The following is a 25,649-nucleotide window of genomic DNA, read 5'->3' on the forward strand; positions in this document are numbered from 1 at the left end:
TTCAGGATTTTTAAATCTGCCTGTTATTGTCAAGAAAACTCAAACTAATGAAAACTAACTATCAACTCAGACTATTAATGGTCTTGTTACTGGCCCCCTTTTCTATTTGGTGCCAAAACAGGAACACACTTTTCAAACTGCATTCGGCAAATCGTACCGGAATTGAATTCAATAATTTATTGACGGAAAGCGACACTCTCAATATTCTCAACCAGGCCAATATTTATAATGGAGGTGGAATCGGTATGGGCGATTTTAATAATGACGGACTTATTGATGCCTATTTTGCTGGCAATATGGTTTCAAACAAACTCTACCTCAACCAAGGGAATTTTAATTTCAAAGATGTTACCAAAGAGGCACTCGTTGATGGGCAAGGGCATTGGAGTACGGGAATTTCAGTAGTAGATATTAATGGCGATGGCTGGCTAGACATCTATGTCGCAGCTTCATTTAGAAATGACTCCGAACGCAGAACCAACCTTTTGTACATCAATAAAGGAACCAACAAGAAGGGAATTCCCATTTTTGAAGAGTCGGCCAAATCTTATGGGTTGGCCGATGATGGATATAGTACACAAGGCTATTTTTTTGACTACGATCAAGATGGTGATCTAGACATGTATCTCGTCACTAATGAAATTTATGATCCTCGCACCCCTATTCGCTATCGGGCGAAATTGACCGACGGTTCTGCAAAAAATACAGACCGCCTTTATCGAAACAACGGAAACCAAACGTTCACCAATGTCTCAGAAAATGCAGGAATCACTATAGAGGGATGGGGACATGCCGCTAACATCAGTGATTTTAACGGAGATGGGTGGCCCGATATTTATGTGGCCAACGATTTTGTCTCGAACGACCTGCTTTATATCAACAATCAAGATGGCACTTTTACCAATCAGTTAGACAACTATTTCAAGCACACGGCATGGAATGCCATGGGTACCGACGTAGTCGATTTCAACAATGACGGCTTTCCTGATGTTATTTCGTTGGAGATGCTTCCTGAGAACAATCTTCGTAAAAAACGAATGCTAAGCGGTAATGAGTATTACAATTACATCAACAACCAACAGTACAGCTACAACCACCAATATGTTCGTAATGTGCTTCAGTTGAGCAGCGGGCCGACACCTAACGGCCACCCTGTATTTACTGATCAGGCATTTATGTCAGGTATTTACCAAACCGATTGGAGCTGGTGCCCGCTTGCTGCGGATTTTGATAATGACAGCTATAAAGACCTCATCATCACCAATGGTTTGCCTAAAGACGTTACTGATCTTGATTACATAGCTTATGAAAGTGGGCAAACAGCAGGAGCACAGAGTTACACCCTTGAAATGACCTACCGCTTACCCGTAGTTAAATTGGCCAATTACTCCTTTAAAAATATTGATGGTTCCAGATTTGAAAATACTTCTAAAAAATGGGGGCTAAATCAAAAGTCATTTTCTAACGGTGGGGTCTATGCCGACCTTGATAATGATGGTGACCTTGATGTTTTAGTAAACAATTTAAATGACACCGCATTTGTCTATGAAAATACCTTGAACGTTTCAGAAGGGCATGTATCGGTATCCATTAAAGGCCCGGCCAACAATCCTGATGGTTATGGGGCATCCATAAAGGCATACTCCAACGGTAAAATGCAATATTTTGAGCATTACCCCATCAGAGGTTATCTGTCCACCAATGATTCCAGAATTCATTTAGGTATCGGCAACGCGGCCCAGGTTGATTCTTTACGGGTACAGTGGCCCGATGGAAAATCGCAAGTTTTAAGTAACCTCGTTGAAAACCAGATTTCAGTTAATTATTCGAATGCGACATCCACTAAAGAAAGTAAGCCTTCTTTTGACAATTCTATTTTCACGGACGCTTCTTCCGAACATCAATTGGTTTACACCCCAAAAGAAACAGACTTTTCAGACTTCAATATTCAGCCAACCATTCCCCATAAATTAAGTCAATATGGGCCGGGCATCGCCGTGGGCGATATTGACGGTAATGGTCATGATGACCTATATATTGGTGGCTCTTCCGATAACCCAGGAGTGTTCCTTATGCAAAATAGTGACGGTATATTTACAAAAGATGTCAATCGTTTCTCGCAAAAAGAAGACATTCTTTATGAAGATATGGGCGTACTTTTTTTCGATGCTGAAAACGACAACGACCTTGACCTTTACCTAGTTAGTGGCAGCTATGAAATACCTGCAAGGCACGAAATCAGCAATGACCGCTTTTTTCTTAATGACGGTAAAGGTTACTTTACACGGGCCAACAACCTTCCTAAAGATTTCACCAATGGGTCTTGTGTAAAAGCCGCTGATTTTGATGGGGATGGCGACCTAGACCTATTTGTAGGCGGTAGAGTCGTTTCAGCAGCCTATCCACAGGCACCGGAAAGCTTTTTATTCCGTAACGACAACGGTCAATTTGTTGATGTTACCGAGACTTATAGCCCTAAATTGAAACGCATTGGAATGGTTACGGATGCTCTTTGGAGCGATTTTGATATGGATGGAAAACCAGACCTTATCTTGGCCGGTGAGTGGATGCCCATTACCTTTTTCAAAAACACAGGAGACTCGCTGGTCGAAATAAAAACGGGCATCGAAGACCGCAAAGGCTGGTGGAACAGCTTAGTAGCCGGCGATTTTGATAATGACGGTGACATGGATTATGTAGCCGGAAATTTAGGGCTCAACACAAATTACGAAGCTACCTCAGAAGAACCGATGACCATCATTGCCAAAGACATGGATAAAAATGGATCTTTTGATGGAACCGTTTTTTGTTATATGATGGGTGATGACGGAATACGCAAACCTTATCCGATACCATCACGTGACGATTTGGTGGGTCAGGTAGTCAGCATGAGAAAAAAATTTCCTACCTATACCTCATACGGAATGGCCGACATGGGTCAACTTTGGACGGAAGCCCAAAAAGAAGGAGCCATCATTTTAGAGGCCAACGAAATGAGAACATCCTTTATTGAAAACAAGGGCAATGGTCAATTCGCCATGTCTCCCTTGCCCAATGAAGCACAAACGGCCCCAATTTATGGTATGATGGCCGAAGATATCAATGAAGATGGTTATTTAGATATACTTATGGTCGGCAACGATTACGGAATGGATCCCTACAGCGGTCGCCACGATGCCTTTAATGGACTTTGCTTATTAGGTTCAAAAAATTCAGGGTTTCAACCCATGCAGTTACAAAACTCTGGATTTTATGTAAAGGGTGATGCCAAAGGGTTGGCTAAGGTACACATAGCCGACCAGAAAGACCTTTATGTTGCCACCCAAAACCAAGATGAGCTTATTGTACTGCAAAAAGATACAAATAAAACCAAGAAGTGGATACATATTCAACCCGACGATTTTTCTGCCGATATTTGGTTTAAAGATGGCCGTCGCAGAAGGGTAGAATTTCAGTACGGGTCTAGCTACCTTTCGCAGTCTTCAAGAACGCTTCCTTTAGAAGAAGGTACTACCAAAATTACCATCACCAATTTTAAAGGAGAAAAAAGAGAGGCCCTATAGTCGGTATTCTTATTAACCCAATTTTAAAGAACTAGTTTCACCGCTTAGGCGGTTTTAAACCAAAACCCCATAAATGAAAAGATTTAGTTTATTGGCAATTTTAATGATGCTGACCGTTTCTTCCAAACCTCCGATCAATTACATGAAACTTTCTGCCAGTGAAGAAGCCGATTATTTACATCGAGCCCTAAAACAGGTTACCGATGTAATGGTGTACGATATATATTCGCCCCCCGTGACCAGCAGAACGTATGCTTATGTTTCGGTAGCTGCCTACGAAACCCTTATTCAGGATAATAAAAAATACATATCAATGGCCGGCCAACTTCATGGTCTTGAAGCCTTCCCTTCTTTGGATAAGGATAAGAAATACAATCTTACCTTAGCAGCCGTTCACGCCGTTCTGACCACAGGTAAGGCCTTTGTCATCTCCGAAGAACGCATTGATACTTTTGAAAAGGAATTGTTAGCGGAAATCAAAGAGAATGGTATTCCACAGAAAATATTCGACAATTCAATTGCCTATGGAGACATGGTAGCAAAGCACGTTCTTCAATGGTCCGCAAAAGATAAATATTCCCAGATTAGGTCAATGCCCGATTATAGCGTCAAAAGTGGCGAAGGCTACTGGAAACCCACGCCCCCTGCTTACATGAAGGCCATTGAACCCAACTGGAACAAACTTAGAACCTTTATGATCGACTCTGCAGAGCAATTTAAGCCTGTAGCTCCCCCAGCTTTTTCTCGTGACAGTACCAGTTTGTTTTACAAGGATGTAATTGATGTTTATGAGCAAGTGAAAAACAATACGCCCGAAGAGAATGAGATTGCTAATTTTTGGGACTGTAACCCTTTTAAAATGAACGTGCGCGGGCATGTTATGTTCGCCACCAAAAAGATATCGCCTAACGGACATTGGATGAACATCACATCTTTGGTCTGCAAAAAAGCCAAGGCCTCTGCCGTAGAATCAGCGGAAGCCTATGCTTCATTGGCGGTCACCCTAGCCGATTGCTTCATCAGTTGTTGGGATGAAAAATACCGCAGTTCGGTCATCAGACCAGAAACTTACATCAATCAATATATCGACCCGAACTGGTTACCGGTACTCCAAACCCCTCCATTTCCTGAATATACTAGCGGTCACAGTGTAGTGTCTTCTGGAGCGGCTATTATTTTGACCAAACTTTTCGGAGAGAATTTTGAATTTGCAGATTCTACAGAAGAAGAGTTCGGCCTGCCTATTCGTCATTTTAAATCGTTTAGGGATGCCGCTAACGAGGCGGCCATCAGTCGTTTTTATGGAGGTATCCATTACATGCCAGCTATCGCCAACGGTCAAGATGAAGGTTTTGCGATTGGTGCGTATTATGCGACTAAACTTAAGACGAAAAGATAAGTTCAATTACCATTAAAACCAATCGCTTGATCTAACCTACCGGATAAGTTGATAACTGCATCGAATTGGATATGGAGTGAGCAAGACAGTATTAAATGTTGGGAAAGAACAGGGTACTTTGTGGATAAAAATGGATTAAGGATTTTCAGTCATATTTGTTATAATGAAAATGGTGGGGCATGCCCCACCATTTTTATCTCTATTGACACTGCCCTTTCTATTTTTGTTTTTCTAGAAATGATATTAAAGAAGCCAATTCTTCATAACTTAAGGCATTGGCGAGTCCGGTGGGCATCATGGAATTTTCCAATTCCTTTCGACTTGTAATCTCCGTCTTTTTTAACTGGGTGGCAATACCCGCTATATTGGTCAAGGTAAGGTCATCAGCGGATTCTCGGGTTACAAAACCTATGTACATTTTTCCTTCTTTGGTCTTTACCTGCACGGTAGCAAAACCTTGGGAGATAGAAGCATTGGGCTTTAATATGGACTCCGTAATCTGTTCCCGGTTCATAATCGAACCTATTTGCCCCATAAACGGCCCCTTCATTACCTCACTGGTTTTTAGGCTGTGACAAGTGTTGCACGCTTGTGAACGAAACAGTTCCGCCCCCTTTTCCGGGTCTCCGGGAATTTGCTTCATTGCGATCATAACATCTTCAATGGAAGCTTCCCCCACTTGGCCCTTCTTATTTTTTATTTTTTCCAAATCGGCTACCGGTTGTGGCTCCTCCGCCTGTACGGAAGTATCCACCACCCCAAAATCCTCTATATCCAAACGGTATTTTGTATTTAAAAGTGCGTAAAGCTCCTTATCGTCCGCTTGTGTCGCCATCCATTCTTCCATTAAAAAATCTTGGATTCTTTCGGTTTCTGCCCATGGTTGGGTTTTGTAGTACGGACCTCTGGTATCCGGTCTGGTACCCCACCACCAAGAAGTATCATAGGGGGCCTCCTTATAGTAAATCCTGGCCAAGGAATGCAACAATTTTTCCTTCTTACCAGCATCGGAACTACGTTTATAAGCCTCCATCAGGGCCGTAACCACCTTGGGCTGGTGCATATACCTCATGGCCCATAAGGCTAGTTCTTCATTAGGACTGCCAAGAGCTTTGATACATTCATCCACCGCTTTCAACTGCACCAAGGCCTTTACCGCCAAATGTGGTAGAATCATTTCTAAATTTGGAGTAGCATGTGGCCCCTCCGTACCAAATTTGGGCGCTTTAAAGGAATTGGGTACATTAACGGCCAGCAAGTGCTCCGCTACTTCCTTTTTCCCCAATCTACCCAAACCTATTACGGCGGCCGCTTTTACACGATCGCTTCCGTCTTTTAAACCTTTTACAAAGGGCGCTACCGAAACTTGCTCCGTATAGGGCTTTCTATCGGCCAAGGCGCGTAGGGCAAACTCCTGAACGGATGCATCATTGGTAAGTTTCTCCAATGCCGGGATTGCTTCGCCCCCCTTCAACTGGGCATATGTGAAAATGGCTGCCACCCTTGTTTCCAAACTCTGGCCTTGATCCTTGGCCATATCCAACAAATCGCTAGCTCCATCACCTCTTTTAAGGAGTTCCAACTGTGCACTTTGACGAACTTTGGCGCTTCCGGACTCTAAAAGATCCACTACACTGCCGGTCCAATAATACTTACTGATATCCGGAAAGGGTTCCGATTTTAACCCTTCGGGCACCAAGCGAACAATAAAACCTTTATCCGGACTTCCGGAATAACCTGCCCCGTCCCAAGCGGAGAGGTACATTTTCCCCGAAGCATCGATATCCACATCCGTAATTTGGGGCAGCTTTAAAAACTTTTCTTCCTGCTGCGTAAAACTGGCCCCGTCTTCCGTTACCCTATGTACAAAAAGATAGTTTCTACCCCAGTCACCCATTAAAGGAATCTTGTTAAAATCGGTAGGCCACCGATTATCATCCAAATAAAGAGCGCCAACGCCAGACCCTCCACCAACATCCACAAGGGCCGGTAATATTTCTTCGGTAAAATTTTTAAAGAGAACGGGATAGCCATATTCACCACTTTGTATCTGATGGATAAACCTTATGTTCCACCCACCACCATCATTAGTATTCCCCCGGGTATAGATATTCATAAAAGGATCGATGGCCACATCGTAAATGTTACGAAGACCATGGGTGTACATTTCCATTTCCGTGCCATCTGGGCGTACTCTTAGCACGCCGCCACCCAAGCAGGTAAGCTGTCTGCCATCCGTTCCCGTAGCGTTGTTAAAACCAAAATCGCCAACAGCTATATAGATCCAACCATCAATACCCATTTGAATGCCATTGGTTGCGTGGTCCGTACCTCTTTCTCTTAAATATTTTGGATTACTAAGATTCTTGATTAGCACTTTGGCAGGCCCATCAGCAATACCATCATTATCCGTATCATTAAGTACGATCAGATCCATATTCTCGGCCTTACCGGTGGTTTCCGAAAAACGGGTATGGAGCACAAAAACCTGTTCGCCTACGGGCAAGACACCCCTAGGGTTATCTACCTGGGCAAATTCCGTAACAGCATCCATGATGCCATCATTATTGCAGTCTACCAGCCTTTTAATATAACCCTTGCCCATTTCCTTTCCCAAAGAGCCCATCATATCCACTCCAACAAAGACCTCTCCAACAGCCGATACGGCCATACATGCCGGGCTTGGGGTAATATCCGGACCTGCAAAGGCCCTTATCTCCAACCCTTCCGGAACTTTCAGGGAAGTTAACAAAGAGTCGGTTGGATAACTGGGAACCTTGGTACTGACAGTACAATCTACCTTTTGGTCTTGACATCCAGCGATAGCTAAAGATGCCATTAAAATTGCATATCTATTTCGATTTTGAAAATATGTTTTGGCAACAAATTGTAGTTTCTTGAGCATTAAGATTGGTTGTTTTGGTAATGGAATATATTGGATTCGATATCTTTTTAATAATCGTTCCAATGAAAATATTCCTAGCTGGCGTTAAAAAAATAATTTCGTGAAGGTATCAAAAATACTATTTTACGCGGAAGTATTTAATATTTCGCCATTTAACATATACCCATATCTGAAAACCAAAGCAATAAAGAGTCTATACTATCTTATTTTCATCACCTATTAATCCATTATGAGGAACAAACCAACCATAAAATTATCCTTATCGAGAAGGATTAAAGAATCAAGCTTGTTCACCTCCCTCATAAAACTATTGCTTAAAAAGGTTAAAAGATTTAATCTTATTTAACCCAATCAAGGCTATTCCTTAATAAAGTTTGATACGCCTGTAAATCGTGAGCCCTTTCATCATGCCCCAACGTATTGCCTACAATTTTTGCCTTTGGATGTTTCACTACCCAAACTACAGGAAATTCTTCACCTGACTCTAAACCTTTACCAATGGCCAAGACCTCGACATCTGTTCCGGCAGGGTCTTTTTCCCAACGATAAAGTTCATCTACAATTCTAAAAGTTGCTGGAACGTCTTTCATAATAGGATGTTCCGGTTTGGTAACGATCACCTCAAACTCTTGCAGTTCTTCATGTGAGCGTGATCCACCACCAACCAACTCTTTATTGTATTTGGGCCAATCTTCCCAATTGTACCATGTGCTCGGGTGGTAAATAAGCATATCAAGCTTACCACTTTCTACATTGGAAAAAATGGATTCCTTAACCTCGACACTCAAGGGTTTGTTGTTGGTCAACATAAGCACATCAACAACTGGAACCAAAGAAGCTATTTCTGCCATATCTTCGGAATAGACCACCGTATTGCTACCGTTGTCACTCAAGATTTTTCCATCAGCTTTTCCGAAGAACTTTAAAAAATCATGTGATCCGCCACCTCCGGTAATAGCAATTTTACTGGCCTTCTTATTATTGGCTATGTAATGACCCTTTGCAGCATCAGTAGCATATTCTTTTGGCAGTTCTTGCGTCTTACAACCGACGGCCATCGTCAATGTAGCAAGACCTAATAGTATGTTTCTCATTTTCTGTTTTATTTCTGTTTATATACCTTTCTCACATAATTATGCCCCTGTGACCTGAACCTCTTTTTCGCCATTGGGCGTTACAATAATGACCCCTTGCATAAACCTCCAGTGTCCAGGAAATGTACAAACAAAAGGATATCGGCCTGGCTTGTTCGGTAAGTTGATGATAATGGAATCACTTTCATTCGGGGCAAGCATAGTGGTCGCACCCAAGACATAACGTGAATTAGGAACGTAACCCATTTTTTCCGCTTCCGGCGTAGCCACAAACTCGTCTACTAGAGGTCCAAAAGCATCTAGGCTTTCAGGTCTTACAACCACCAAGTTATGCGGCATCTGATCCATATTCTTCAATTTGATTTCTATGGTTTGACCGGCCTTGGCAAATAGTTCGGTTTGGTCAAAAGCCATCTCTTGAGGAACCGTTTTAAGATCAAAGACCACATCGGCCTTGGTCTCACCTACTTTACCGATACCCATATCGATGTATTGATCCCCTCCGGTATTTATACAGTGTAATGCTATTACATTCTTACCTTTCTTGAACAATTGACTTTTGGCCTCATCAAGTTTGATGAACTTATAGGCCTGACCGCTAGCGCCCGATTCAGCCATTAACTTCTCACCATTGATGAAAACTTCGTAGTCATCGTCATGGGCAATCTTCAAGACCGGCTCTTCAATTGCTTCATTCAATTGAAACTCTTTTCTTAACCAGATGTCATTTGAATCCCAAAGTGATTTAGCTTTTTCAATGGCCTTACCCCCAAAGAAGGCATCTCCCTTTTTCCAGCTAGAGGTATCGAACTGCTCCGATGCCCAATCACCTCCAGGATCTGAGGTGGTATACAACCATTGCGAGGCACGGTCTTCTGCAGAAGGAACTATCATTTCTACCACGGCAGGGTCAACAGTTTCATAATTCAGTTCTCTAAAGTATACCTTGGTAGCTGCATTCAACCACTTATCAGAACTATTGGAAGCATCACCGGCCAACTTTTCCATGTCGGCATAAAGTCCTGATGATTCAGGAAGTTCAGATGCCCTAACTATCGCCGCCAACCTCACTTGGGCATTCGAATCGGTCAATAATTTGGACCCGGCAAGTAATTCACTACCTGCGGTATCGTTTGGCAACAAGGCCATAGCTGCTCTTTTCACGGCAAAGCTTCCGTTTTCAAGTGCCTTTTTTAAAAGATCTTGCGTATTGGCATCTTCTCCATCAAAAGCTCCCAAACCATCCAAGGTCCACAAAGCATGCAGAACAGGAGCGTTGATTTCTTCATTCTGCCCTAAACCTTCTTCGGCCATTGTAATTAATTCACCTACGAGCTCTTTTTTACCTTCTTCAACAATCAAGCGTTGCGCCGTAATCCGCCAGAAAAGATTATCACTTTTTAAAGCGGCCAGAAGAGGTTCGTTATCACCTGCATCTAAAGATGTTATGGAATCATCTATCTTATCATCGTATTTTACAATGTAGATACGACCATGACCATAGTCTCTTAATTTATTGATGTGAGCATTGCCCTCACCCTTGTCGGCATTCCATATTTGATTGTCCATTCCCCTTTTATCGGGGTTATGCTGAATAACGGGGTTGTACCAATCTGCAACCCAAAGGTTACCATCGGGCCCGGTTTCAGCAAATACAGGGGCTGTCCATGCATCGGTACTGGCAAAGATATTTCCGCCATCGACCTCTTTATAACCCGCCCCATCCTTTACAATTTTGGCAATGTGAACCAAATGTCCGGTAGGCTCTGCTACATACATTTGATTTCTATATTCTTTTGGATAGTTGCCTGCCGTATAAAAGTTAGCCCCGGAAGCCGCGGTAAAACCTCCACGAACATCGACCTGTTGCAGGGGGATGTCGGTAACGGGAGAAATTTCGTAGTGGCCTTGAATAAAATCGGCATTTAAAGCCCAAGAAGGAAGTTTCTCCAAATATTCGTAGTGCCTTAAAGGAATACCTACATAGCAAGCATGGTTATTATTGGCGGTAGAACCGAAAATTTCGAAATTCTCGTTATAGCCCATTCCCCAAGTATTATTATCAAACTGACCCACCGGTTCTAAAAAAGAGCCATCTTGACCAAAGCGATAAACACCTCTTTCAAACTTGACATTCTTATCACCGAAGGTATTTTCAAATCCGGAATATCCAACAGCACCCCATAAGTTATTATCAAGACCATATCTTAAACTTGACGGGCCTGCATGCGTATCAAATGTACCGAAACCACCAAAAAGCACGGTGCGCTTGTCCATTTTATCATCCCCATCGGTATCTTCTAAAAAGACCATTTCAGGAGCTTGGGAAACAATAGCTCCCCCCTTGACCAAAACAATTCCGGTGGTCAAACTTTGTTCGGTAGCAAAGTCGGTAAACTTATCCGCCTTGCCGTCACCATCGGTGTCCTCACATATGGTTATGCGGTCACCGCCCACATCATTCGCCAAGTCGTGGGGATAATCTTTTGACTGCACTACCCATAGCCTTCCTTTCTCATCCCAAGTAAAGGCTATCGGGTTGATAATATTCGGTTCGGCCGCAAAAAGATGTGCGCTAAAGCCTTCCGGTAACTGAATGTGCTTTTGTGAATCTTCAGGACTCAGTGGATCTTGTACCTTAGGGTTTTCCCCCGTGTAGGTAAGAGGCGGTGGCGGTTCTTTCGTTTCGGTACAGGAATAGAGCCCCATACCCAAAATGGCCAAAAAAAGGCCAGATCTAAATTTTATCATTCTTCTATATTCTTGATTAGTAAGTAGGCCATTCAGGTAGGCCCTTGGTCTATTTTTTTCGGTAACTAGCGTAGGGTTCTTGTTGGCTCACATCAAGTGTACCAGCTTCCCAGCCCTCTGGTGGCGACAATACAGCCAAAAACTCAAGATCACCCTTACCTGCATTAAAAGTGCCATGCACCACATCTTTATCTATATAGATAGAATCACCCACCTCTAGATATTGCATTTCATCTTCGATCCATTGTTCGGCCCTTCCTTTAAGTATGTACAGTATTTCGTGCATATTCGGATGCCGGTGAAAATCGTGGCCCATGCCCTCGGGCACTACCACCTTGACCATATAAGACTGTGCGCCTGCCATGGTTTCGGGGTGGTAATGCCAATAATGGAGCCTGCCAACGGTTTCCTCGAACATTAAATCCTCTTCCTTAACAAATTTCCATTGATCGGACATGTTCTATTTTCTAAAGGGTTAACGATTTGAACTCTTTGGTCAAATTGGTCAATGAAGCTTCAACCCCCATTCTTTCTAAAGAGGAAGCCCCTACAAAACCGTGTAAACCGTCAACGTGATCTAAGGCATATCTAACATCAGAAGGAGTGTTAATTGGGCCGCCGTGCGCTAAAAAGAAGGTATCGTGATTAGCTTTTTTAACAGCATCTACTATTTCTTGGGTACGTTCAAGAGCAGCATCCATAGAAACGGTTGCATCGGTTACACCAATCGAACCACCGACAGTAGTACCTACGTGGGCAATAATGGCATCTGCACCTGCGTCGGCCATTTGAACCGCTTCTTCGGGTTTGGCCACATAGACCACAGAGAACATATCCATTCTAGTAGCCAAGTCGACCATAGCCACCTCCTTTTTAAAACTCATTCCTGTTTCTTCCAGAACGTTTCTAAAATGGCCATCGATAATGGAGTGGGTAGGAAAGTTGTTAACTCCGGAAAAGCCCATGTCTTTCACTTGACCTAGAAAATGCCACATTCTTCTTCTTGGATCACTACCGTGAACCCCACAGATAACAGGTACTTCCTCTACTACCGGCAAGACTTCAAACTCGCCGATTTCCATAGCGACCGCATTGGCGTCACCATAGGCCATCATACCTGCGGTAGAACCATGACCGCTCATTCTAAATCGACCAGAATTGTAAATAATGATAAGGTCGGCGCCACCTTTTTCAATGAATTTAGCACTGATACCAGTTCCCGCTCCTGCACCGATAATAGCTTTGTTTTGATCTAAAACCTTTTTTAAACGGTCTCTTACTTCTTGTTTGGTATAAGGGTTACCTATTCCCGTCCATTTGTTAGGCATACTTCAATATTTAATTTTGGTTATACTTATATTTTGTTTGAATTACTTTCAATTTTATTTATCCATTAATAGCAACAACTCTTCGGTTATTACTTCGGCAAATTCCGAAGTGTTTACGTTTACATCTACCTCAACTACTTTTATCTTCGAGTCTAGATGCTCACATATAGACTTAAAAAGTTGCTTATCGGCCTCTGCGTCATAAAACACCTCGCCCTTAGCGCCTATTTTAGATAATCCGTTCAAGGGAAGAACAACGGTAACCGCATTCTTTGAGCTGTTCAACCTTTCAGCAATTTGCCTACCCAGTATATCGTTCTCGTCTTTATTCGTTCTCATAAGGGTTACGTCGGGTGCCCATGAGAACAAATGCCTGTCTTGGTATTTTTCAGGAACCGTACTTTTCGCGGCAAAATTCACCATATCAATACACCCGGGAACCACCACTTGTGGAAGGCCCATTTTTGAGGCAGATTTTAATCTATGGGGACCAGCGCTACAGATTCCCCCGCACAGCTCATCAGCCAATTCAGTGGTCGTAAGGTCAAGTACGGCGTCAAAAACACCTTCTTCCATTAAAGACTCCATCGTTTTACCTCCGGTACCTACGGCATGAAAAGCCAGAACATCGTATCCTTTCGATTTTAAGATTTCAGAAGCCCTATTCGCACATACCGTGGTGTTACCAAATACACTGAGGGCTATACTACCTTTGGTATCGCTATCTTTTAAAGGCACGATATTGGCCATTCCTAAAACGGCACCTGCGGCTTGATTGATCAACACCCTACTTATGCGATTAAGACCCGCTACATCAACAATTGAAGGCATCAGCACAATATCTTTATCCTCAATCTTTTCTGATAAATCTTTAGTGGCCAAGGTACTCAAACACAGTTTTGGTACACCGAATGGTAGGGTTTTCATAGCTTCTATAGCCACAAAGGTACCACCGCCACCGCCCATTCCGATTACTGCATTAATCTCATTCTTTTGGAAAAGATCCGCCAGAATTTGTCCTGCACCTTTACCCATGACAATAAGAGCCTCTCCTCTGTCATTCGCCTTCCTCAATGCCGTGATGTATTGTTCTGCAGCCTCAGCAACCTTATCAGCCTCAAAATTTACAGGAAACTGGTCGGTACTACCTAAAACACCCGTATTAATGGAAACTACCTCAGCACCTCCTTTTGTCAAACAACTATGTAGGTAGGCGAAATCTTCTGCTTTGGTATCAAAACAGCCCACCATCGCCACCTTAGTTTTTTCACTCATATTCTTATTAATCATTTTTTGCCCTCAAGTTGCAAAAACCTAAATGTATTTTTATCAATGCTTATTTCTTCTTGTCCTTCGTCACCGTCGCTAAATACTAATTTGACAATTGCAGTGCGTCTCGGCTGTACCTTTGAATCATCAAAATGGGTATGAAGGACATAATACAAAGAACCGTCTTCATGCTCTAGAACATCGCCGTGGCCCGTTCCGTTGATTCCTAAAATTTCTTTGGTAATGAAAGGTCCGTTTTTAGATTTGGTCCAAGGGCCTAAAGGATGATTGCTAGTGGCATAGCCAACGGCATAATCAGGATTACGAAAATCATTCGCCGAATAAATCATGTAATAAATTCCTTTTCTCCTCAAAATAGTGGGCCCTTCGGTTACGGGCCATTCGCTATCCCACGTATTTTCCCAAGGCAATTCGCCAGATATACATTCTTTTAACGTCTCAGGTTTTATGGCCTCTAACGAGTCTTCAAGTTCAGCTACAAAAATTCGGTTACCCTCTGTCAACCTTACATGGTAAAGGTATTTTTTACCGTCATCATCAAAATAAATAAAGGGATCGATTTGCCTTACGGGAGCCTGCAAGTCTTTCTTTTCTTTATTCTTAAAAGGACCGGAAGGATGGCTCGACGTAGCCAATGCGATGTGCTCATCGGCAGTATAGGCCATATAATATTTAGAGTCGTACTTAAATATTTGTGGAGCCCAAAAGCCCTTTGTACCAAATGCATCTCCCTGTCTCATGGCCAACCTTTTTGACGGGCCGGAGGGACCTTGCCAGTCAACTAAATCTTTGGAAGTGTAGACCAAGAAACCTTTATCCTTTCCCATTTTTGGATCTCCGGTGGTTCCATATAAATAATATGTACCATTTTCCTGAAAAATAGTCGGATCGGCCAACAAAGGATTTACCGAGGAATCTTGACCATAACCGCTAAAAAGAATGCCGATAAAAATGGATAGAAAAGAAATGCTATATCTCATTGGTAGGTACATTATTTTGTGGAAAAACGGTATTCAGTCATCGTATGATACTCTTCTCCCGGGTTTAATCTAATGGTCGGAAAATTCTTTTGGTTGGGCGAATCTGGGTAATGCTGGGTTTCAAGACAGAAAGCGGATCGATGCTCATCGCGTGCGCCCGACTTCAACTTATTCTCTGCATTCATGAAATTACCACTATAGAATTGCACGCCGGGTTCGGTCGTGAAGACTTCCATAACCACACCTGATTTGTCGCCTACTACCGTAGCGGCCTGCTTTAAAGAATTGTTCGTTTCATCGCTAAGAACGAAATTATGATCGTAGCCACCTCCATATTTAATCTGAGTATCCTCCGCCTCAATTCGCTCCCCTATTCTATGAGGTTCTGTAAAATCAAAAGGAGTATACTTTACCGCTTTTAACTCTCCCGTAGGAATCAAGGTTTGATCGACCGGGGTAAACTTATCGGCATACAATATCATTTCATGGTCTAAAATGTTACCACTGCCCTCTCCATTCAAATTGAAATAAGCGTGATTGGTAAGGTTAACAATGGTCGGCTTGTCGGTTACCGCATCGTATTCAATTCTTAGGGTGTTAGGCTTTATCAAATGGTAAGTTACCTTCGCATCTAGAGCCCCAGGAAAACCTTCTTCCATATCTTCTGACAAATAATTCAATACCAACGTAGTATCATTACTAGACTGTACTTTCCAAACTTTATCTTGAAAACCGTTCGGACCCCCATGCAAGGCATTTTCACCATTATTGGTCTCTACCGAATAGTTCTTGCCATCTATGCTGAATTTACCTCCTGCGATTCGATTGCCCACTCTTCCTATCAAAGCTCCGAAATAAGATTCCGGACCATCGATATATTCTTTGACACTGCCACGCCCAATGACCACATCTACCCTATCGCCTTTGGTATCCGGCGTAAATAGGCCCACTATTCTTCCACCATAATTGGTGATGGCCACTTCAATATCATCATTTTTAAGCCAATAGAGTTTTACTTGATTACCATCGACAATCGTGTCAAAAGCCCCGGCATTAAGATTTCCGGCTCTGGCCTCCATCACCTCAGTGGCCTCTTCTTGTTCCGGTTGATCCTGCTTCTTTTCTTGTTTGCATGAAAAAACTACCGTTAGCAAAGTGCTTAAAGCAAATAATTTCAGTTTCATATTCATCCTTTTTAATTTGGAGCAGGGTAAACCTTATATTTGTTAGCCAGTTCTTCCCATTCTTTCGCTAATTCTTTTACTTCTTTATGATGGGTAGCGGCCAAATTGACCTGTTCCGTTTTATCGTTCGATAGGTTATAGAGTTCCCAAGGTTGTCCAGCATCTAACCTTACCAATTTTAAATCTCCTTTACGTAGTGCTTGAGAACCGAAATGTTCCCAAAAAAAAGTTTCTTGTGTGGGACGGTCGGCCTTGCCTTTCAATAAAGGAATGATACTGCTGCCAGGAGTAGGGGTTATTAACCTTCCATCAAATTCTGTTGGATAAGTACCGCCAGAGACATCTACACAGGTTGCCATAATATCACTCACATGGGCCGGCACTGTTCTAACCTCCCCATTATTCTTTAATTCTTTGGGCCACGAAGCTATAAACGGAGTATTGATACCACCTTCGAAAACTTTGGCCTTCCAAAACCTAAAGGGGGTATTTACGGTATGGGCCCACTGCGGACCGATACCTGAAAGAACCGTTTGGGGCCCGGGAAGTACTTCTTTATTAACAGGAAATTGAACCTGTTCGCCATTTCGTGTACTTCCTGCCCTGTCGAAACCAGGCCCATATTTAGAGGGTCTTTCTGAACTCGCTCCGTTATCGGAGAGAAAGAGTACCAACGTATTTTCTAGTTTGCCGGTTTCTTCGAGTTTGTTCATCAATTCGCCAATTGTTCTATCCATAACATCGACCATAGCAGCGTGTACGGCCATAGCGCGTACATCCCATTCTTTATCGGAATTGTTTTCCCAATTTAATTCGGGAAACATAAATTCTGGCAATTGGGTATCTTCAGATATCAATCCCTTTGCTACCAAATTCTTATAACGCTCTTCCCTAATGGCTTGCCAGCCCTTCTCGTATTTATCAACATACTTTTGAATTATACTATCAGGGGCTTGAAGGGGCCAATGGGGGGCACAATGGGCCACGTACAAGAAAAATGGATTTTCTTTTTTAGAAAACTCGCTTACATAGGCAACAGCCGAATCTCCTATAGCTTGCGTATGATAATAATCTTCGGGCACTTTTTCTACTTGCTGGTTGCCATTGACCAAACTAAATGGATCAAAATAATCGACCACACCCCAGATATTGCCATAGAATTTATCGAATCCTCTTGCGGTCGGGTATGATTTTAAATCGGAAAATGGGCCGTAATTTTCTTGATGAGCCAACCATTTGAGTTGTTTGTCACCCCGTAGATCATTCGTTTCAGAAACATGCCATTTACCTACCATACCCGTTTGATACCCTTCTTTTTTGAGTACCTCGGCAATGGTAACGGTATTTTCGTTCAATGTACCTTGATAACCCGGCAGACCTGCATCCATTGTCATTCTACCCAGACCCGCTTGGTGTGGATATAACCCAGTGAGCAAAGAAGCCCTTGTGGGGCAACAGCGGGAAGTATTATAAAATGAAGTAGACCTTATACCTGTCGCAGCCAGACGGTCTAGGTTCGGTGTATTTATTTCGCCCCCGTAACAACCTAAATCTGAAAAACCGAGATCATCGGCCATTATGATTACAATATTTGGTCTATTGCCTTTCTTAGGATGAACTTTATATGTTTGCGACTTAGCATCACTACCCATCGAGAAAAAGGTAATGACCAAAAGGCTTGATAAAACTATCGATATGTAGGTTGCAATTTTTAACACTAGTTTTTTGCCTTTCGGATTGTATTTTTTAATTCTGCAATGGTTTTGGAATCGGTTCAGTGGTTGGGCCATCGACCACCAAAGTTCCGTCTTCTTCAATATTCATCTGGTCAATAAAAACAACTCTATTTTCTCCTGTTGCCTGTGTGCGACCATGATAAACGGTGTACATTTTTTTTCCACCAACTAGAGATAAGACCATATTATGACCGGTTCCGGTGACATCGCCGCCCTTATCTATATTCTTCTGTAAAACAGGGTTGTTATCTGCCTTTTGATAAGGACCTAATGGCGAATTAGATGTGGCATAACCCACAGAATAATTTGGGCCTGCGTAGTGGTTTGCCGAATACATCATGTAATAAGTGCCGTTATTTTTAAAGGTAAAAGAACCTTCTGTCCATCTTCTATTTACTTCTTTTGAAATAACCGAACGACTTTCCCATTCGGCATTACGGTCGTTCATTTCAAGCGGTGGCCTAAGTAGTAATTGGGGTTTGCCGATAACACTTTTAAAATCAGCTGCCAATTCTACCCCATAGACCCAACTTTCTTCAATTTCGTCATACAGACCTTCTTTTTTGGCCCATTCAGAAATCTCACTCTCTACAGGATGTTTGTAGCAAACCCTCGAATAATAAAGGTAAAATTTACCATCGTCATCTTTAAAGACATTCGCGTCTATAATAGGATACCCGGGATCAAATAAAGGTTGGTCGGTCAAATCTGTAAAAGGACCTTTAGGACTATCGGAAATAGCCACCCCAATCTTGAAATTTTCAAGTTCATTGTTGGGATTATCCTTATCATCTGCACTGAAAAACAAGAAATACTGATTTTCAAATTTGTACACTTCGGGCGCCCAAAAGTTCTTTTGAGTCCAAGATGCTTCGGTATTTCCTTCATAAATACGGCCTTCGAACTTCCAGTTCACCAAATCATTTGATGAATAGGTAGCAAAGCCATTTTCAACTTGGCCTGTTCCATACATATAAAAAGTGCCATCGCCATTATCCAACACAAATGGATCCCCAAATTCAACATCTATCGGATTAGAAAACGTTTCGTCGGCTACTTCCTTAACTTGTTTCTTTTCAACCTTCTCCTTACATCCTAATAAAGAACAAAAGATGAGGTTGACTAACAAAAAGCAATATTTGTGTTTTTTTATCAAATCAATAGTATTAAAGTGCCTATAAGTTATAAATAAAAAGCTTGTTCCTTGATTTCTTAAATACCGGGCCCCTATCACAAAGGCCCGGTAAAACCTCAATTTAAGTGACTACTAACAACTCAACATTAGCCAATCATTAAGATACTCTTCCCTTTATTCATTTGCACCATCTCTCGCTTCATTACAGGGAAAAGCAATGTATTACAAGTTTAACTTTTCAACAGGTGTATAAATCATATCTTCAATACCCTCTACCTTTACCCCTATACGGGCAAAGATGTAGTCTTGATCCGGTTTTTTGGCATCCTCGGGTATATCTACCGACATGGAGAGGTTGCTCAAATCACTTAAATCGGCATCGACCTGGGCAATGCTTCCTTCACCCCCACTGTTGGTATCGACAAACTGGGTTCTGTTGATTACCAAGGTAACACGTTCAACGGCCCTGCCATTTGCTCCAGTGATTATTTGATCAACACCACAAGTACCGCTTACCGTTCCGGAAGATTGCGAAAACTGAGCTCCACGGATCATGTAATAAGGAGTAACATTGAGGTCCATAGTTTTGTTTCCGCTTAGATTAAAATACAGAGTATCGGAGGAAGCCCTGAATGGACCTTCACCCGGTAGAAAAATCAATTTATAGTCTCCGGAAAAAAGTCTGCTGCTAAAGCTTCCGTCTTGAGCTATAGCCACGTCAATAGGCGCAGGGCTGCCATAGCCCGATTGCCATAATTCAAACCTTACCTGGTTTCTCGCAACTGGTATCGCTTGACCCTCATATACAATATTTCCGGTAAAGTCGGCATCAGGTTCATTGAAGTTATCCAATTCACATGAGGCAGAAACCGCTAGTACAAGTAAGGCCAGTATATAGAATTTTACTTTCATGTTCTTTAGTTTTCTAGTTTTATTGATTAGGATTTCTGACCAGCTTTGGATTATTGTTAATCAATCCCTGACCGATTTCAGAGTAATAGTTTCCTAAGCGGAACCTATCGGATCCAGTAATTCGGGAAAGTCTATTGATTCTGTACAACCATTTGCCATCATTAGCGTCACCTGGATTATAGTACTTGTAAGGCCAGATGTTGTACGGTTGTGTTTCTCTTTTGGTGGCAACACCGATGTTCTCGGTAACCTCTTCGGGGGAAATCGGGTTACCATCCAAAATAACATGAGCAAGTCTCCATCTTTTCAAATCAAAGAAATGAAGGCCCTCAAAAGCTAATTCAACATATCTCTCATGTACTATTTTATCAAAGGTAACATCAGCAGCGGTCAATGGCACAGTAAGACCTGCCCTTTCGCGAACATCGTTCAAATACTCGGCAGCCAATTCTGGTTGGTTAAGCTCAAAAGCAGCTTCAGCAGCGTTCAATAACACCTCTGCATAACGATACCTGATGAACCAAACATCACTTTGAGTACCCCTTCTACCCGATCCAGTTGCCGGATCTTGGTATTTTCTAATGTAAAAACCTGTCTGTGCCGTGAACTCGAGTCCATCGATTGGCCCATCAAAACCTACCACCTGCACTTGTCCGGTCATTCCAGGAAGTTCTTTTTGTTGACCTCTTGAATCACCGCTAACAACAGAACCATCTGCCAAAACTACACCGGCCCATATATCAACATCGGTAGACTTGAACTTGCTTCCTGGAAGAATAACCGTTCCTGCCAGGCGGGCATCCCTACCTTGAAAGATATCTCCGATATTATCAAAATATACTGGAGCACCGCCGACTTCATTTTCAAGTGGTGCGTAAGTACCATCCAGCAATTCAAATGATTGAACAAACTGTAGACTTGGATTGATACGTCCACCTTCTTCTTCTTCGGCTCCGAATCTTGGTTGGTTCACAATGGTATAACCATGGGTTTTACCTCCACCTACAAGATAATCTTCAACAAAAATAGCTTCTGGGTTGTTCGCCTTATCGTAAAAGATGCTGGAGAAGTTTTCAGAAAGATCAGGCTTCTTGGTATAAAGACCGTAGCCACCTGCTTCGCCATTGATGATTGCTTCGGAAGCTTCCAAAGCTTTTGTGTAATATTCGTTGGCTCTTGAAGCCGGTATACCCACCTCACCACCAGGCAATGAAACTTGTGGTGTTGTAGCACCGTACTTGGCAATCGAAGCGGCGTATAGTGCAGCTCTGGCCTGCATGGCCAGAACGGCACCTTTGGTAGCCCTTGATTTGGTATTGGCGTCGTTTGGCAATATATCTTTCAATGCTTCAGCTTCACTGATCACAAAATCATAAATAGCGGCCTCTGTTTCACGTGGATGCTGCAAATAAGAAGCATCACCGCTGAAATCGTACGTTTCCGATTCAAGAATAAGCGGAACCCCACCCATTCTTTTTACCATTTCAAAATAATAGGAAGCTCTCAAGAATCTAGCCTCGGCCAAGAATCTGGTCTTGTCTTCCTCGGTCAGTTCGGTAGCCTCGGAGCAACGTTCAAGAAACAAATTGATTTCCCTTATATACGCATAGTCCCAAGTGCCCCAAGCTCCGTAGCCCCAACCATCGTTCTGAAATTCAGGGTATCTACCCGCTTCAGACCAATAGGCGACATTAAAGCCGGCTAGAGACGCCCAGTCTTCAACCGTACCAAAATCATAATACCTATTATAGAGGTCTGCCAATACCGAAAGTGTAGTTTTTGGATCAGAGAATATCTGTTCTTGTGTTAAAATCGAGGTAGACGGCCGATCTAAAAACTCTTCGTCATTCTTAGAGCAACTCCATATTGCTACACTCGCAATTAGTAGTAAATAAATATGTTTTTTCATTTTTCGATCAATTTTAGATAGAAAGGTTAACCCCTACGTTAACAAATTTGTTCTGCGGATACTGCAATCCGTTCTCTTCATTTACCTCTGGGTCAATTCCGAATTTCTTAAGATTGTCAAACGAGAAGAGATTGTACCCGTTCACATAAATTCTAGCCTTTTGAAAACCAACTTTATCTAACCAAGGTTTTGGTAACGAATAGCCCAGTTCTAAAGTACGTGCACGCAAATAAGTTACATTATGCATCCAATAGGTAGAAACCCTATAATTGCTATGATAACCTGCATTGTATCTCAGTGCCGGATACTTTCCTGGAACCCAAGTACTGTTCGGGTTTGCAGGGTCCTGCCTTGACCAACTATCCAAGAATATCTTATTAAGTGCCCCTTGGTTTTGGAAAGCCCAACGGGTTTCCCAGTTCTGAATCCAAGAATAGCCAGAACCTCCAGAAAAATCTGCTGTCATATCGACACCTTTATAAGAAAGTCTAATATTCAATCCGAAGTTGATATTCGGTTGTTTACCGAACGAATACCCAATAGGCTTCTCGTCATAACCATTAATACGGCCGTCACCATTGATATCTTCATAAATCAAATCACCTGGAAGAAGCGTACGGTTACCTTGGCCATCAATATCTACGGTGTAGTTATTGATTTCCTCTTGTGTTTGAAACTCCCCAATTACATTATAACCCCAACGCATATCATTATACCTGCCTTCACTTGAAGCTCGGTATTCTTGCCATGAATTAGAAAATCTTGGTTTATAGGATTCGATAAATTTTCCTCTTGAATAGGATCCGTTGGCGGAAACCGAAACATTGAAATCACCAAAACTATCATTGTAGGTCAATGCGCCCTCGAAACCTGCCTGCGAATCACTATTTACGTTCTCGTCAGGAAGGGTGTAACCCAATTCACTTGGTATAAGTATATCATACTTAAAGCCTCTAAGACCGGTACGTAAACGGTAGAACCAATCATAAGAACCTGTTACCTTGCCATCAAACAGAGCGAAATCAATACCGATATCGGTTATCTTACTTTTGAACCAAGTAAGGTTATCTACAATCTGACCTTTATCTCTGGCACTTACTACAGGTTCTCCGTTTAAAATGGCAGTACCAACGTTGTAGTTATAACCTGGTAAATAATCATAAGCACCGATTCCGATATCATCATCACCTAAAATACCGTAAGAAGCCCTTAACTTAAATTCTGTCAACCAAGCATCTTCTCCAGCGATAGTCTCATACCAATCTTCTTCGGTCATCCTCCAACCGATAGAACCAGAAGGGAAGAAACCGGTTCTTTTTGATGGGGCAAACTTCCAAGACTTATCTTGACGACCGGAAATCTCCAAAAAATATTTCTGCTTGTAGTTATAATTGAACTTACCGATATAACCGATTCGGGCTAATTCACCATCGAAATCATTGAATTCGACCAAGTTGGCAAAGTACATTAACGGAAGAATATTGTTTTCAGGAACTGAACGCATCCATTGGTTTTGATCACGCTCTTCTTGTCTTTCTACCAAGAAAAGGCCTTCTACATTGTGCTCTTGCTCACGACCAAAAGCCTTTTTATACTGAGCCTGCCCTTGATAGACATTTTTAACAATTTTGCGATTTCTTCTTTCACGCCATGGGTTGGTACTACCACCCGTCACGTTGTAAGCGTCATTTTCAGCATCATAGGTATATGCTTCATAGGTATATTCGTGACCGTTCAATACTTGGTCTTGAATATAGTACGAGTACATACCTCTCACCGATAGACCTTCTAACACCCCGCCAAATTGGTATTCACCATTAAAGTTCGATTGCATAGTTCTTAAGATGTTGGTTGAATAACCCCCAATTTCTTTATTGTGCAGCGCCCAGTTGGTTTCGTTATGCCCTATATCATTCAGATAATCAGGGTTATCGTTAGCATAAGGACGCTCAAATGGGCGGTTACGCAAAATGGCGAACCTTGGCAACCAATAATCATCGGCCCCTGGAATACCCGGGTTATCGGTAGTTTCTATACGACCGCTGATTTGCATGCCAACCTTTAAACGATCGGTAATATTTGCGTCTAGGTTGTTTTGAATATTTGTTCTTTCAAAATTAAATTCAGGACCTAAGACCGCCTCCTGTTTAAGGTGGGTTCCAGATATGTAGTAGTTGATTTTTTCAGAACCCCCTGTTGTACTTACGTTTACACTGTACAATGGTGCATTTTTCTTAATGATAAAATCCTTCCAATTGAACGACTGATAGCCTGGTTCTGTACCAACTCTATAGCGCTCTAATTCTTCAGGAGTAATTTGTGTCTCACCAAACTCGTTCAAATCCGCTTCCGCTTTTTTGCTCATATAGGTATAAGAGTCGTTCACAACATCAGGGAAACGCGACCAATTCTGACCACCGTAATAGGCATTGACATTCACAACGTTTTTAGAGTTCTTCTTACCTCTTTTGGTTGTTACAACCACAACCCCGTTAGCAGCCCTTACCCCGTAAATAGCAGCAGCAGCATCTTTCAGTACCGAAATGCTTTCGATATCGCCGGGAGAAATGTTATTAAATTGACCTACGTCAGATTGAATACCATCTATAATGTAAAGAGGGTTACCCATATTACGTATTTGAACGGTTGCAGTGGCACCAGGTCTACCATCGGGCATTTTAAACGTTACACCAGAAATTTTACCGGCCAGACCAGAGCTTACCGATGCACCTGCGTGCACATTCTCTAAATCTTCACTGGTAACAGTAGATATTGCAGCCGTAATAGACTTTTTGTCTTGGGTAGAATAACCCGTTACTACCACTTCATCAAGGGCGGCAACATCTTCGTTCATTTGAACATCGACCGTTGCTTGACCATTAACAGGCACTTCCAGTCTTTGAAAACCGATATAGCTGAAAATCAAAGTTGCATCAGCCGGGGCATTAACAGTATAATTACCATCAAAATCGGTGGTCACCCCTGTAGTTGTATTTTTAATAATAATCGAAACCCCTGGTAACGGAGCCCCATCACTGGCAGCTGTAACCGTACCCGTCACCGAAGGTGCATCTTGTCCGTATCCTTGGTACATAACTGCACACACCAGAAAAACAGACACAAGAATCTTCTCGATAATGTTAGTCTTTGGTTTTTTCATTGTTTCTCATTTTTGAATGATTGCTTAGAGATTAGTTCGCTAGTTGAGTAAATTGATAGAATCTTAAATTGAGAAAGGTGTTTGTGTTATAATTTCATTTTAAGTTGTTTTAGTTGAGTATTTATTTGAGATAGAGCTTTAAAATTGACAAATTGCCAATGATCAAATAAAATGAATTCAGAATCCTATTACCCTGTGGATTGTTTCATTCTATCATACAAATCGTTCAAATTTTAAGAGAAGGTTAAGAGAAGAGCCTTTATTGATACAAATTGTTGCGGTTTGAGACAGATTGTATACCAA

Annotated in this window: 15 protein-coding genes; 2 read left to right on the forward strand and 13 right to left on the reverse strand. The window is 42.1% G+C overall.

Features of this window, described 5'->3' with window-relative positions; translation table 11 throughout:
• The first annotated feature begins 47 nt into the window (after window positions 1-47).
• Window positions 48-3,563 carry a VCBS repeat-containing protein gene (locus IL355_RS09880; RefSeq protein WP_225621175.1) on the forward strand — a complete coding sequence of 1,172 codons (3,516 nt, stop codon included), beginning with the start codon at window positions 48-50 and terminating at the stop codon, window positions 3,561-3,563.
• Window positions 3,564-3,636: 73 nt separating this feature from the next.
• The gene (locus tag IL355_RS09885; protein WP_192461991.1) at window positions 3,637-4,962 is read left to right on the forward strand and encodes a vanadium-dependent haloperoxidase; all 1,326 of its coding nucleotides are present in this window, start codon (window positions 3,637-3,639) and stop codon (window positions 4,960-4,962) included.
• A 217-nt stretch (window positions 4,963-5,179) separates the two neighbouring features.
• Here the strand turns inward: IL355_RS09885 and IL355_RS09890 are convergent, their stop codons facing one another.
• The 13 genes from IL355_RS09890 to IL355_RS09950 all read right to left on the reverse strand — a co-directional run bounded on the left by IL355_RS09890 (window position 5,180) and on the right by IL355_RS09950 (window position 25,346).
• Complete coding sequence (locus tag IL355_RS09890) at window positions 5,180-7,867, reverse strand: DUF7133 domain-containing protein (protein ID WP_225621176.1); 2,688 nt, start codon at window positions 7,865-7,867, stop codon at window positions 5,180-5,182.
• A gap of 338 nt (window positions 7,868-8,205) precedes the next feature.
• A complete protein-coding gene (locus tag IL355_RS09895; RefSeq protein WP_192461992.1) occupies window positions 8,206-8,961 on the reverse strand; it encodes a ThuA domain-containing protein in 756 nt (251 codons plus the stop codon).
• Between the two features lie 39 nt (window positions 8,962-9,000).
• Entirely contained in the window at window positions 9,001-11,712 is a 2,712-nt protein-coding gene (locus IL355_RS09900; protein WP_192461993.1) for a PVC-type heme-binding CxxCH protein, read from the reverse strand.
• 49 nt (window positions 11,713-11,761) lie between these two features.
• Entirely contained in the window at window positions 11,762-12,169 is a 408-nt protein-coding gene (locus IL355_RS09905) for a cupin domain-containing protein (protein ID WP_121847683.1), read from the reverse strand.
• A gap of 10 nt (window positions 12,170-12,179) precedes the next feature.
• Window positions 12,180-13,040, reverse strand: a complete 861-nt coding sequence (locus tag IL355_RS09910) for a phosphoenolpyruvate hydrolase family protein (protein WP_187458751.1) — start codon at window positions 13,038-13,040, stop codon at window positions 12,180-12,182.
• Between the two features lie 54 nt (window positions 13,041-13,094).
• A complete protein-coding gene (locus tag IL355_RS09915; protein ID WP_225621177.1) occupies window positions 13,095-14,315 on the reverse strand; it encodes a Tm-1-like ATP-binding domain-containing protein in 1,221 nt (406 codons plus the stop codon).
• Window positions 14,316-14,326: 11 nt separating this feature from the next.
• Window positions 14,327-15,310, reverse strand: a complete 984-nt coding sequence (locus IL355_RS09920; RefSeq protein ID WP_192461995.1) for a glycoside hydrolase family 43 protein — start codon at window positions 15,308-15,310, stop codon at window positions 14,327-14,329.
• An 11-nt stretch (window positions 15,311-15,321) separates the two neighbouring features.
• Entirely contained in the window at window positions 15,322-16,494 is a 1,173-nt protein-coding gene (locus IL355_RS09925; RefSeq protein WP_192461996.1) for an aldose epimerase family protein, read from the reverse strand.
• A gap of 11 nt (window positions 16,495-16,505) precedes the next feature.
• On the reverse strand, window positions 16,506-18,146 hold the full coding sequence (locus IL355_RS09930) for an arylsulfatase (protein ID WP_192462131.1): 1,641 nt from the start codon (window positions 18,144-18,146) through the stop codon (window positions 16,506-16,508).
• 94 nt (window positions 18,147-18,240) lie between these two features.
• Window positions 18,241-19,359 carry a glycoside hydrolase family 43 protein gene (locus IL355_RS09935; protein ID WP_225621178.1) on the reverse strand — a complete coding sequence of 373 codons (1,119 nt, stop codon included), beginning with the start codon at window positions 19,357-19,359 and terminating at the stop codon, window positions 18,241-18,243.
• A gap of 228 nt (window positions 19,360-19,587) precedes the next feature.
• Window positions 19,588-20,277 (reverse strand): DUF3823 domain-containing protein, encoded by a 690-nt coding sequence (locus tag IL355_RS09940; protein ID WP_121847678.1) that lies wholly within the window; start codon window positions 20,275-20,277, stop codon window positions 19,588-19,590.
• A 19-nt stretch (window positions 20,278-20,296) separates the two neighbouring features.
• Entirely contained in the window at window positions 20,297-22,186 is a 1,890-nt protein-coding gene (locus IL355_RS09945) for a RagB/SusD family nutrient uptake outer membrane protein (RefSeq protein WP_192461997.1), read from the reverse strand.
• Window positions 22,187-22,199: 13 nt separating this feature from the next.
• On the reverse strand, window positions 22,200-25,346 hold the full coding sequence (locus IL355_RS09950; RefSeq protein ID WP_192461998.1) for a SusC/RagA family TonB-linked outer membrane protein: 3,147 nt from the start codon (window positions 25,344-25,346) through the stop codon (window positions 22,200-22,202).
• Window positions 25,347-25,649 lie beyond the last annotated feature (303 nt).

The organism is Euzebyella saccharophila, assembly GCF_014855495.1.
Taxonomy (GTDB): Bacteria; Bacteroidota; Bacteroidia; order Flavobacteriales; family Flavobacteriaceae; genus Euzebyella; species Euzebyella saccharophila.